Source organism: Leptotrichia sp. oral taxon 221 (assembly GCF_018128245.1).
Classification (GTDB): Bacteria; Fusobacteriota; Fusobacteriia; order Fusobacteriales; family Leptotrichiaceae; genus JABCPH02.
The window spans coordinates 1,882,353-1,894,378 of record NZ_CP072378.1 but is presented as its reverse complement, the minus strand read 5'-3'; the positions used below and the strand labels follow the sequence as shown (position 1 = coordinate 1,894,378).

Genomic DNA, 12,026 nt, shown 5'->3' with positions numbered 1-12,026 from the left:
TTAAATTTTAAATTAAATGAATCTATGATAAAATGGGAATTTTTAAAAGTCAAAATCATAAAAATAATTTTAAACTAATGTTAATTCCCATTTTTATAATTGTTATTATTATTGATTTTTAGTAGACTAAAGAGCGTTATTAATTTTATCAACTAAAGTTTCTTTAGCTTGAACTCCTACCATTTTATCAACGATTTCTCCATCTTTGAATAAAATCAATGTAGGAATACTTTGAACTCCAAATCTTTGAGCTAATTCTAATTCGTGGTCAACATTTATTTTTCCAACAGTTGCTTTTTCACCGATTTCTTCAGAAACTTCTTCCAAAATAGGTAATTGCATTCTACAAGGACCACACCATTCAGCCCAGAAATCTACCAAAGTTACACCATTTGCTATTGTATCATTAAAATTATCTTTTCCTAAAATTTTTGCCATTTTTATCACTCGCTTTCTAAATTTTTTCATTTTATATCAATTGTTTTTAATCTATTCAATTGATTAGTTGAATAGTATCACATTTTTGAAAATAAGTCAATGTTTTTTTTTAATTTTTAATCTAGCTATTTTTCGTGGGAAACAATAAGAATATTTTTTATACAATTTTTAGAAAAGATATGATATACTAAAAAATATTAGAAACTTTTTTTTGAAAATACAGTTGATAAAAAAAGAAAATTTAAAAAATTTCATGATGATGTATAAATTTTTGTCTAAAGTTATAAATTTAGGTAAAATAGAAATTCCTTGGAAAAAGAAAGGAGGAAAAATGAAAAAAATTTTGGAAGAATATAAAAATAATTTGTATAATGGACTTTCTAAAATTGGGAAGTGCCTTTCGAGCGAAAAGAGGATTGAGATTTTAGATTTACTTGTACAAGGTCCGAAAACGGTGGAAAATATTTCGAATGAAACAGGTATGACAATAGCGAATACTTCAAAACATTTGCAGACATTGAAGGATGGAAGGCTGGTTTCTTGTGAGAAAAAGGGGAATTTTGTGGAGTATAAAATTTCGAATACACAGATAATTGATTTGGTTTATTTGCTTAGGGATGTTGGAGAGCGGCAATTGGAGGATATTAAAAAAATTCATATGGAATTTGAGGAATGTTGCAATAATACAAAAACTTTGTCGTTGGAAAAGGCTTATGAGATGGTGAAAAAAGATGAAGTTTTAATAATAGATTTGCGTCCAGAAGATGAATTTAATTCAAATCATATTGAAAAGTCGATAAATATTCCGATGAAGACTCTTGAAGATAGAATAAATGAGATTCCTAAAAATAAGGAGATAATTCTTTATTGTAGAGGTCGTAATTGTGGAAGTGCAAATTTGGCTTCAAAATATTTGAATGAGAGGGGATTTAAGGCTTATAGCTTGAATCAAAGTTATTATGATTGGGAAAAATTTGAAAAGATATTAAAATAAAAATGAAAAAACACAAAAATGACACAAATAAATGATAAAATATATTTGTCGATGAAAAGCGGTTCGATGTTGGAAGTTATACTATTTATTTAGAGAAATTACTCGCAATTGTTGGTTTGTGAGTAATTTTTTTTTGGAAAATCTGCCATTCCACTTAAGAATAAAACAGTTAAATCCCAATTCATTTTTACCACCTCCAGTTAAAAGGTTTGTTGGTAGCGAACCAACGAATAATTATAACATAAAAAAAGACTCCATTCAATCGAATGAAGTCTCTTTTTCGCTATTTTTATTTACCTTTTAACTGGTTTTTCTTAAAAATATTATATCATTTTTGATATGGAAATGCAATCATAAATTTTCGATAATAGATGATTTTTATAAAGATGACAATAAATATTAATTAATATATTCAAGTTCATATTTTGGTTGAATATCAATATTTGTATTTTTAACAAAAAAATAATTAACTAAAATTTTCATACACTAAAAAGTAATTTTTTAGTGATTTTTTTTTGAAATTAGGTTATACTATTAGTATGAGAATAATTATGGCAAAATTATTAAATTTTAGAGAAATAAAGGAGCTATAATTATAAAATTTGAAACTTTTAGGAGGAATCATGAAAAAATTATTTTTATTAGGACTTACAGTTGCGATTGCGACAAGTTTACAGGCTGCAGGAAAAAACGCTAGAAAAAATGTGAGAAAGGTTGCGAATAATCAACCATTTGAATTGAATGTTGCTCATATTAATGACCATCACTCTCATTTAGAGCAAGAGAGAATGACATTGAAAATTGATGGGAAAGATGTAACTTTGGATATCGGAGGATTGCCAAGAGTTGGACAAGAAATCAAAGATTTTAGAAAAAATAATAAAAATACTTTAATTCTTCATGCAGGAGATGCAGTAACAGGGACATTGTATTATACTTTGTTTAAAGGAATTGCAGATGCAGAATTGATGAATGTTATTAATTTTGATGCGTTCACATTAGGAAATCATGAATTTGACGATGGAAACGAAGTATTGGCAAAATTCTTATCAGCATTGAAAATACCAGTAATTTCATCTAACGTTGTTCCAGATAAAGGAAGTATTTTAGAAGGAAAATGGAAACCTTACATCATTAAAAATGTTGGTGGAGAAAAAATTGGTATTATTGGAATGGAAGTTGTGAAGAAAACAGTTGAATCTTCTAGTCCAGGAAAAGATATTAAATTTATTGATGAAATAGAAGCTGCTAAAAAATATGTAAAAGAATTGCAAGATCAAGGAATTAATAAAATTATCTTGTTATCACATGCAGGATATGAAAAAAATGTTGAAATTGCACAAAAAGTTTCAGGAATTGACTTGATTGTGTCAGGAGATACTCACTACTTATTAGGAAAAGAATTTGAAAAATATGGATTGAAAATAGGTGGAGATCAATATCCTAAAAAAATAACTTCGCCTTCTGGAGAACCTGTTTATGTGGCTGAAGCTTGGAACTATTCATATTTAATTGGGGAATTAAAAGCTAAATTCGATAAAAAAGGTGTAATTACAGAATTAGTTGCATCACCAAAATTGTTACTTGGAGACGATTTGTTTGAAGTGAAAAATGCTGAAGGTAAAAAAGTTCAAGCAAGTAAAGAAGAAAAAGCAGCAATTTTAGCAGCAATTAAAAAAGATAAAAACTTAAAAATTGTTAAAAATGATGAAACTTTACAAAAATTATTAGATAGATACCAAAAAGAAAAAACAGAATTAGGTAAAAAATCAGTTGGTAAAATAAAAGAAATGATTCCTGGTGGTTCTGAAAACAGAGTTCCAAGTGCAAAAAATCCTGAAGGTTCATTAGCTACAACATTGGTTATGGAAGCAGAATTAGATACATTAAGAAATACAGGAACTGGAAATGTTGATTTTGTTCTTGGAAATGCTGGAAATGTAAGAATTACAATTGAACCAGGTGACTTTACTTATGATGAAGCTTACACATTATTGCCATTTACAACAAACACAGTTTACACATTGGAAGTAACTGGTGCAGAAATGAAACAAATATTAGAAGATGCAATTGATTATGCATTAACAGGTGGATCAACAGGTTCATTCCCTTATGGAGCAGGAATTAGATATGAAGCAACTAAAGATGGAAAATTAGGAACAAGAGTTACAAAAGTAGAAGTATTTGACTTTAAAGCAAACAAATGGGTTCCAATTGATGCAAACAAAAAATATATGTTAGCAACAAACTCATATATCGCAGGTGGAAAAGATGGATATACAACTCTTGGAAAAATTACTTCTGAAAGAGGTGGAACAAACACATATTTAGGAGATGATAAAATATTTATCGATTATTTGCAAAAACATAAAGAATTAGGAAGACCAGCAAGTTCAAATGTTAAATTTAAATATTAATTTTTGATGATTTAATTAGATTCCCAACTGAATTTTAGAAATTTTTGAGATTTGGTTATGATTATTTATATAGTCCTAAGATTACGTTAAATATAAAAAATCAATAACATAGTATTTAACTATTACAATGGGTGTTTAGTTACCAATCATCTAAGGCTAGTTAAGTTATGATGAAGGTTCAACGACTAGGTGGTTGAGCCACCCTTTTAAAAAAAGATAAACTGATATTGGAAGTGGAACAAATTATAAAAAAGAAGGTCTTTTAAAAATGATAAATTTAGTTGAATGTGGAGAAGTTGACAGAATAATTGTCTTATATAAAGACAGACTTATAAGATTTGGCTATGATTTAATTGAATACATTTGCAAACTTAATGATACTAAAATAGAAATAGTAGATAATTCTACTATTTCTAAGGAACAGGAACTAACAGAAGATTTAATACAAATTATAACTGTTTTTGCAAACAAACTGTATGGAGCAAGAAGAAAAAAAACAATTAATTTGATAAAGAGTGTAAAAGAAAATGCTGATAGGTAAAAAAATCAGAATAAAAACAACTCCTGAACTAGAAATATTATTTAGAAAATGTGCAGGTGTTGCAAGATTTTCTTATAATCTAATGATTAGTTTAAATAATAGTTCCCAAAAGTTTATTAAAGAGAGTGATGTGCGAAAATATGTAACGCAGTTAAAAAAGCAAGAAAATTACAGCTGGTTAAAAGAAGTTAGTGCTAATATCCCTAAACAGGCAATAAAAAACTGTGGGAAAGCATACTCCGATTATTTCAAAAAGTTAAGAGGAAAACCTAAATTTAAAAAGAAATTCAAAAATGACCGTTTCTATGTGAATTATGAGAGCTTGAAAAAAACAAATTTAGGATTTAAAGCTGAAAAATTAGGAGAAATAAGAACTAGCGAACCATTACCTGAAGCCAAACAATATTATAATCCGTATATTGTATATGACAATAAATATTGGTATCTAACATTTTCTATTGAAACAGAGTGTATAAAAGAGCAATTAAATGATTTTACACTTGGAATTGATTTAGGAATAAAGTATTTTGCAGTAACATCACAAAATGAAATTATACCAAATATAAATAAGACTTTGACAATAAAAAAACTTTACAAGAAAATAAAAAGATACCAAAGAAAACTTACAAAGTGTTTAAAAAATAGTTTTAATAGAATTAAAGTTTTAAAACAGCTTAGGCGATTGTTTAGAAGACAAAAAAATATCAGAAATAATCATATACATCAAGCAACTTCACATTTGGTAAAAACCAAGCCAAGTAAAATAGTTGTTGAGTATTTGAGAGTTTCTAATATACTTAAAAACAAAAGATTATCAAAAGCAATATCTGAAAGTGGATTTTATGAATTTAGAAGACAACTTGAATATAAATGTAAATTAAGAAATATTAAATTTATGTTAGCAGATACATTTTTTCCAAGTAGTAAAAAATGTTCTAACTGTGGAAATATAAAAAAAGATTTAACATTGAAAGATAGAATATATAAATGCGATTGCTGTGGTCTTGAAATAGATAGAGACTATAATGCAAGTCTTAATTTAAGCAAGTTATAATACAATATAAAAAATTAACATACCGTTCGATATACGGAAATTTAAGTCTGTGGAGAGTTAGAAAAACTTGTCAATTTTATTCGATAAGAACTTTATGAAACAGAAAGTTGAATTAGTGATAATCAACATAATAAAAGTTTATTTTAATTTTTATAGACTTTTTATATCGGAATTAGTTAACAGGAGGGAAAAATGACTTTAAAGGAAGCACAGTATTTAATAAAACATATTGAATTAGGAACTCTTGAAGAAAAAGAAGATACGAGAACGGCAATCGAGAAGAAAGATAATATCCAAAGACTTGTTTTGAAATTGATAGAAGAATTTGGTGAATTGGCGGAAAATATTCGTAAAAATGCAAGATATACAGGTGAAAGTATTAAGGGTACGATTGAAGAAGAGGCATTTGATATTTTTTACTATATAATTGCAATTGCGAATGAATATGATATTGACTTGGAAAAAGTATTTTTAATGAAAGATAAGTTGAATCAAGAAAAATACAAAAGGGAATTTTCTTTGGAAGAAGCAAGGGAAATGTATAAAAAAGTGAAGTAAATTTTGAGAGGAGAAATTTTAATTTATATGAAAAATAAAATAGCAGCGTTATTATTGGCCTTGTCAACGATGGGATTTGCAAAGGAAGTGAATGTAAAAATATTAGGAACATCAGATGTTCATGGAAGAGTAGTTCCTTGGAGTTATGCGTCTGATACTGAGGATAAATCAGGATCTTATGCACAATTATCAACATTGATTAATCAGAGAAGAAAAGAGAATAAAAATGTAATTTTGGTGGAAGTTGGAGATTCGATACAAGATAATTCGATAGATTTGTTTGCATTGACTTTAGAAGAAGCGAAAAATCACCCAATTCCAAAAGTGTTGAATTATATGAAATATGATGTTTTTGTTCCAGGAAATCATGAATTTAATTTTGGGATGCCTGTATTAAATGAAATTTTAAATGATATAAAAGCTAAAAAATTAGCGGCGAATTTGTATCATAAAGATGGGAAAAGATATTTGCAACCAACTACGATCATTCAAAAAGATGGTGTAAAAATTGGAATTATTGGATTGACAACACCAATGTCGGCTAAATTTGAGGAAGATACTGGAAATTTAAAAGACTATAAATATGTTTCAATTATTGAAGAAACTAAAAAACAAGTGAAAAACTTGAAGGCTAAAAAAGTTGATGCAATTGTAGCTGTGGCGCATATGGGAATTGAAAATGAAAATAATATTCCTGAAACAGGGTTGAGAGATTTAGCTAATGCAGTTCCTGAAATTGATGCGATTGTAGCTGGACATATGCACCAAGATGTTAAGAGTGAAACTATAAATGGTGTATTGATAACAGAACCTCATAGATACGGAACTGTTTTATCTGAAATAGATTTAAAATTTGATGTAAATGACAAGACTAAAAAAGTAAAATTATTAGGAAAAACAGCTACTACAACGCCTGTTAAAAATTTAGAAGCAGATAAAAAAGTAGAAGAAATTTATAAACCTTATCATGAAAGATTGCGTGAAATTGCAAATGAAAAAATAGGAGAAACAGAAAATGATATGGTTCCTCAAGGGAAAATTCACGGAGTTTCAATATCATTTGCGAAGGATACAGGAATGTCATCGTTCATTACAGATGTGGAAAAATATTACAGTAAAGCTGATGTAGTTTCATTTGCATATGATTATGAAAATGTAAAATTGGATAAAGGGGACATTAAGAGAAAAGATATCGCCTACAATTATAGATATGTAGGTGGAGATGTTTCAGTTTATGAAATGACTGGAAAACAATTAAAAGACTATATGGAATGGGCAGCAGATTACTTTGATACAATTCAAAAAGGTGATACAAACTATAGATATAACGATGTTAGAGGGAAATCAAAATATGTAACATTCGATATTTTTGGAGGAGTTTCTTATAAAATTGATTTAAGAAATCAAAAAGGTAATAAAATTGTTGATTTGAAATTAGCTGATGGAAGAAAAATAACCCCTGATATGAAATTAAAAGTAGGAATGAATTCTTACAGATTTGATCAATTAATTAAAAAAGGTGGAATTTTTGAAGGACAAAATATACCACTTGTTTGGTCATCGAAAGATGAAATGGGACAAGATAAAGGAAGAATCCAAAGCATGATGATAGATTACATTAAAAATGTAAAAGGTGGAAAAATTGATGGAAAATCACACGACAGATGGGAAATTATAGGATTATAATTTAGAAAGGAAAAATATCGATGAAAAAATTAATTTTAGCAATATTTTTAATTTAAAAAATATTTTTTCGAATATACAGAATTAAAAAATTGAACTAAAAAGGCAATTACTATTTTAAGTATTATAAATATTTATAGAATTATATATATAATATATTTGAATTTTCTTCCGTGAAAAGGTAAAATTTAAGGATAAAAAGATAGAAAACGGAAGAAAGGAGAAGGGCATTTATAATTAAAATAAATTCAAAAAATAAATGTTATATATTTTTGAAAGTTTTGATGATCAAATAGATTTAGAGTAGATGAATTCAGAAAATATGTAAATTTATAGTGAAAATTTTTATTATAAGATGCCCGAGAAGTTACGTTATGAAAAAGTTAGGATTAACAACAAGAATAATGGTTGGATTAGCATTAGGTATCTTGTTTGGACTGATTTTGAGTCCTTTTTCAAAAACTCCATTTGTAAAAGATGTAGTAATTGATTCAGTTCTTGCATTTTTTGGAGGAGCATTCATTAACTTAATGAAAGTTATGATAGTGCCATTAGTTTCAGTTTCATTAGCAATGGGAGCAGCATCGATAGGAGATATTAAAAAACTTAGAAGAATTGGAACAAAAGTTTTAGGATTTTATTTTGCTACGACAGCGATTGCAGTTGCGATAGGATTATTTGTAGCTAAGATAACAGGCGTTGGTAAAGGAATGAAGATGGGTGAATTACCTGTTGGTGAATTTAAGGTTGCAGAGCAAGATAAACTAATAAATGTATTGCTTGACATGGTTCCCAAAAATATTGTAAATGCAATGTCTGAAGAAAAAATGTTAGCAATTATAATTTTCTTCTTATTGTTAGGAGTAGCAATTACAGCTTTGGGAGATAAAGTAAAAAATATAAAAGTTATTTTAGAGGAAGCAAATGAATTAGTATTGAAAATGGTTGAATTAATAATGGAAGTTGCACCAATCGGTGTATTTGCGTTAATTTCAAAAGTTGTTGCATCAACAGGAGTAGACGTATTGCTAAAATTAGTAGGATTTGTTGTAGTAACATTGATAGCATTTGTAATTCATACAGGAGTTTATCAAATAATGCTTGTAAGTATGGCAAAAATGAGCCCTATAAAATTTTTCAAAAAATTCTTAAAAGTTATTTCGGTAGCATTTTCTACATCAAGCAGTAATGCAACAATACCAGTAAATATCGAAACATTATCAGAAAATTTTGGTGTTTCAGAAGAAATAAGTTCTTTCACAATACCATTAGGAGCGACAGTAAATATGGATGGAACTGCGATAATGCAAGGAGTTGCAGCAGTATTTATAGCTAACCTTTATAATATTCATTTAGGACCAACACAGTATCTAGGAATTATTTTGACAGCAGTATTGGCTTCAGTAGGAACAGCAGGGGTACCAGGAGCAGGAATGTTGATGTTATCGTTAGTATTGAAACAAGCAGGATTGCCATTAGAAGGAATTGGAGTGGTAATCGGTGTTGATAGAATAATAGATATGTTTAGAACAGTTGTAAATATTACAGGAGACGCTGTTTGTACGATTGTTGTTGCAAGAAGTGAAAATGAAATTACGGATATGGAAAAATTTAATAGTTAAAAATAGAAATTATGCTGTTATTATATTAAACAAATAAATTAGTAATGTAAAATTTCTTATGTATAAAAAGTAAAAAGTACACTTTAAAATATTAAAAATCGTTCATTTTTATAAGTGAGCGATTTTTTTTGTAATTTTGTATTCTATCTAATAAATTACAAATCTAAAAATATGGATTTTAGAGTAAAATATCCTTAAAATAGAGTAGCGAATGTAAATTAAATTATGAGATTTTATAATAGAAAGAAGGAGTTTAAGATGAGAAAAAATAAAATTTTATTAACGATATTAGCACTTACTTTGGGAATTTCTGCATCAGGATTTGCAGCACAAACAAATGATGCGTCAAAAACAACGCCAACAAAGACTACAACATCAAAAACAGCCCCTAAACCAACATCAAAACCTAAAACTACACCAGCACCAAAAAAGGCAACAACAAATACTCCAAAAGCAACTACTGCAAAACCGAAAACAAACTCAAAAGTTGTAACTAATTTTAATTGTGCTGGTCAAACAATTAAAGTTGAATATGATGGAGAAATAGCAAAATTAACAAATAAAGATGGGGTTTATACTTTAAAAGTGGCAAAAGCTGCGAGTGGAGCACTTTATACAAATTCAAAAGGATTATCGATTCATTCGAGTGGAAAAGATGCTATTTACACAGTTGGAGGAAAAGATATATCGTGTGATATCGTAAAAGCTGGAACTGCTGCAAAACCTACAGCAACACCTGTAACAAAAGTAGTGGAATACAATCTTAAAGGCAAAATAAAAGTAGAATTTATAGGTCAAAATACTGCGAGAGTAACTGATTTTTCTGGAAAAACTTATACATTAAAAAGAGCAAAAGCAGCAAGTGGTGAATATTTTGAAAATGAAAATGGTGTATCGTTGCACATAAAAGCTGATGAAGGAGTTTTCACTGTTAAGGAAGTTGACTATTCTTTTGGAAAATAAATTTTATGAAAAAATTAAGAAGAGATAACTATAAAATAGAAAATTCGATAAATTAGAAAGTGATTTCAAATTTACCGAATTTTTTTTAAATATGCCACATATAATAATCTTCTGTATCTTTTGTAATGATACGAGCAGGAATACCTACCGCAACAGCATTATTTGGGACATCTTTCAAAACAACAGAATTAGCACCAATTTTTGCATTATTTCCAATAGTAATATTTCCTAGAATTTTTGCTCCAGTTCCAATTGAAACATTATTTCCAAGAGTTGGGTGTCGTTTTTTATTTTTTCCTGTAATTCCAGCAATTCCTCCTAATGTTACACCATGATAAATAGTGCAATCATTCCCAATAACAGCAGTTTCTCCAATTACAATTCCCATTCCGTGATCAAAAAGATTTCGCTTTCCAATTGTCGCACCAGGATGAATCTCGATACCAGTGAAAAATCTAGAAATTTGCGAGATTAACCGTGCTAAAAAGAAAAATCTCTTTTTGTATAAATAATGTGCAGCTCTATGATTTATAACAGCGTGTAAAGAAGGATAAAGTAATGCTTCAAATTTATTTTTTACAGCAGGATCTTTTGCCAAAATATTATCCATTTCAAGTTTAATTATTTTAAAAATATTAATTCCTCCTTTATATTTTTTTTGAAAAAATAAATTATCATTCCAGAATTTATTTTTGTTCTAGAATTTTAATTAATAAAAAACATTATTGTTAAAAATGGCTGCCTATAAACAAAGACAGCCAGTATTTAAAAATTTTTGAATTATTTATAAGCTTCAACAGAAAGATATTTTTCTCCACCATCTGGTGCTATTGCAAGAACTTTTTTACCTTTTCCAAGTTTTTTAGCTACTTGGAATGCAGCAGCAATTGCAGCTCCTGAAGAGATACCAACGAAAAGTCCAGCTTCTTTACCAGCTTCAACTCCATATTTAATAGCATCTTCATTAGAAATTTGAATAATTTCATCTACATATTTAGGATCGTAGTTTTTTGGAACAAATCCAGCTCCGATTCCTTGAATAACGTGTTTTCCAGGATTTCCACCAGATAATACGTTTGAATTAGTTGGCTCAACAGCGATTAATTTTGTATTTGGACTTTCTTCTCTTAATCTTTTTCCAACTCCTGTTAATGTTCCAGCAGTTCCAATTCCAGATATGAAAGCATCCAAAGAAGTACCAAAATCAGCGATAATTTCTTTTCCTGTTGTTTCATAGTGTTTTTCTGGGTTAGCAGGATTTTCAAATTGTTGAGGTAAGAAATAACCTGGGTTTGCGGCAACTATTTCTTCAGCTTTGGCAATAGCACCTTTCATTCCAGTTGCAGCGTCAGTTAATACTAATTCAGCACCATATGCTTGTAAATATTTTCTTCTTTCAACACTCATCGATTCAGGCATTACAATAATAACTTTGTATCCTTTTGCTTTTCCAATTAATGATAAAGCGATACCAGTATTTCCAGAAGTTGGTTCAACGATTGTTCCTCCTGGTTTTAAAAGCCCTTCTTTTTCAGCAGCTTCAATCATTCCTAAAGCAGCACGATCCTTAACACTTCCCCCTAAATTAAATTTTTCCAATTTTACATAAACGTCAGCAATATTTTCATCTTGACCTTTCAAATTTAATTTCACAACCGGTGTATTTCCGATAAGTTCTAAAATATTTTCGTAAATCATAAGTTACCCCCTATATTTAGTTCTAATTTATTTGTACATAAAAATTATAACATAAATT

At 28.5% G+C, this 12,026-nt stretch carries 10 protein-coding genes and 1 pseudogene; 8 read left to right on the top strand and 3 right to left on the bottom strand.

Features of this window, described 5'->3' with window-relative positions:
- Nucleotides 1–126 precede the first annotated feature (126 nt).
- Nucleotides 127–438 (bottom strand): thioredoxin, encoded by a 312-nt coding sequence (gene trxA, locus J4863_RS08510; protein ID WP_211618310.1) that lies wholly within the window; start codon nucleotides 436–438, stop codon nucleotides 127–129.
- 331 nt (nucleotides 439–769) lie between these two features.
- On the opposite strand from trxA, the gene J4863_RS08505 reads away from it, so the two are divergent.
- The 8 genes and pseudogenes from J4863_RS08505 (at nucleotide 770) to J4863_RS08470 (ending at nucleotide 10,270) form a co-directional block, all read left to right on the top strand.
- Entirely contained in the window at nucleotides 770–1,432 is a 663-nt protein-coding gene (locus tag J4863_RS08505) for a metalloregulator ArsR/SmtB family transcription factor (RefSeq protein ID WP_211618309.1), read from the top strand.
- Between the two features lie 623 nt (nucleotides 1,433–2,055).
- Nucleotides 2,056–3,849 carry an NAD nucleotidase gene (gene nadN, locus J4863_RS08500; protein WP_211618308.1) on the top strand — a complete coding sequence of 598 codons (1,794 nt, stop codon included), beginning with the start codon at nucleotides 2,056–2,058 and terminating at the stop codon, nucleotides 3,847–3,849.
- A 223-nt stretch (nucleotides 3,850–4,072) separates the two neighbouring features.
- Nucleotides 4,073–4,390 (top strand): annotated as a pseudogene (locus tag J4863_RS08495) (recombinase family protein); the annotation flags it as partial.
- Nucleotides 4,377–5,444 (top strand): RNA-guided endonuclease TnpB family protein, encoded by a 1,068-nt coding sequence (locus J4863_RS08490; RefSeq protein WP_211618306.1) that lies wholly within the window; start codon nucleotides 4,377–4,379, stop codon nucleotides 5,442–5,444. The pseudogene J4863_RS08495 and the gene J4863_RS08490, both read left to right, overlap by 14 nt.
- A gap of 192 nt (nucleotides 5,445–5,636) precedes the next feature.
- On the top strand, nucleotides 5,637–6,002 hold the full coding sequence (locus tag J4863_RS08485) for a MazG nucleotide pyrophosphohydrolase domain-containing protein (RefSeq protein ID WP_211618305.1): 366 nt from the start codon (nucleotides 5,637–5,639) through the stop codon (nucleotides 6,000–6,002).
- A gap of 27 nt (nucleotides 6,003–6,029) precedes the next feature.
- Nucleotides 6,030–7,688, top strand: coding sequence for a bifunctional UDP-sugar hydrolase/5'-nucleotidase (locus J4863_RS08480; RefSeq protein ID WP_211618304.1), 1,659 nt, complete (start codon nucleotides 6,030–6,032; stop codon nucleotides 7,686–7,688).
- Nucleotides 7,689–8,059: 371 nt separating this feature from the next.
- On the top strand, nucleotides 8,060–9,307 hold the full coding sequence (locus J4863_RS08475; protein WP_211618303.1) for a dicarboxylate/amino acid:cation symporter: 1,248 nt from the start codon (nucleotides 8,060–8,062) through the stop codon (nucleotides 9,305–9,307).
- Between the two features lie 258 nt (nucleotides 9,308–9,565).
- Nucleotides 9,566–10,270, top strand: a complete 705-nt coding sequence (locus tag J4863_RS08470; RefSeq protein WP_211618302.1) for an MliC family protein — start codon at nucleotides 9,566–9,568, stop codon at nucleotides 10,268–10,270.
- An 85-nt stretch (nucleotides 10,271–10,355) separates the two neighbouring features.
- Here the strand turns inward: J4863_RS08470 and epsC are convergent, their stop codons facing one another.
- Nucleotides 10,356–10,910 carry a serine O-acetyltransferase EpsC gene (gene epsC, locus J4863_RS08465; RefSeq protein ID WP_249111594.1) on the bottom strand — a complete coding sequence of 185 codons (555 nt, stop codon included), beginning with the start codon at nucleotides 10,908–10,910 and terminating at the stop codon, nucleotides 10,356–10,358.
- 140 nt (nucleotides 10,911–11,050) lie between these two features.
- The gene (cysK, locus tag J4863_RS08460) at nucleotides 11,051–11,968 is read right to left on the bottom strand and encodes a cysteine synthase A (protein WP_211618300.1); all 918 of its coding nucleotides are present in this window, start codon (nucleotides 11,966–11,968) and stop codon (nucleotides 11,051–11,053) included.
- Nucleotides 11,969–12,026 lie beyond the last annotated feature (58 nt).

What these genes read in the sequence shown, in the direction of transcription:
- J4863_RS08505 (WP_211618309.1), top strand. Translation starts at nt 770, where the DNA reads ATGAAAAAAATTTTGGAAGAATATAAAAATAATTTGTATAATGGACTT.
- J4863_RS08490 (WP_211618306.1), top strand. Translation starts at nt 4,377, where the DNA reads ATGCTGATAGGTAAAAAAATCAGAATAAAAACAACTCCTGAACTAGAA.
- cysK (WP_211618300.1), bottom strand. Translation starts at nt 11,968, where the DNA reads ATGATTTACGAAAATATTTTAGAACTTATCGGAAATACACCGGTTGTG.
- J4863_RS08485 (WP_211618305.1), top strand. Translation starts at nt 5,637, where the DNA reads ATGACTTTAAAGGAAGCACAGTATTTAATAAAACATATTGAATTAGGA.
- J4863_RS08470 (WP_211618302.1), top strand. Translation starts at nt 9,566, where the DNA reads ATGAGAAAAAATAAAATTTTATTAACGATATTAGCACTTACTTTGGGA.
- trxA (WP_211618310.1), bottom strand. Translation starts at nt 438, where the DNA reads ATGGCAAAAATTTTAGGAAAAGATAATTTTAATGATACAATAGCAAAT.
- J4863_RS08475 (WP_211618303.1), top strand. Translation starts at nt 8,060, where the DNA reads ATGAAAAAGTTAGGATTAACAACAAGAATAATGGTTGGATTAGCATTA.
- J4863_RS08480 (WP_211618304.1), top strand. Translation starts at nt 6,030, where the DNA reads ATGAAAAATAAAATAGCAGCGTTATTATTGGCCTTGTCAACGATGGGA.
- nadN (WP_211618308.1), top strand. Translation starts at nt 2,056, where the DNA reads ATGAAAAAATTATTTTTATTAGGACTTACAGTTGCGATTGCGACAAGT.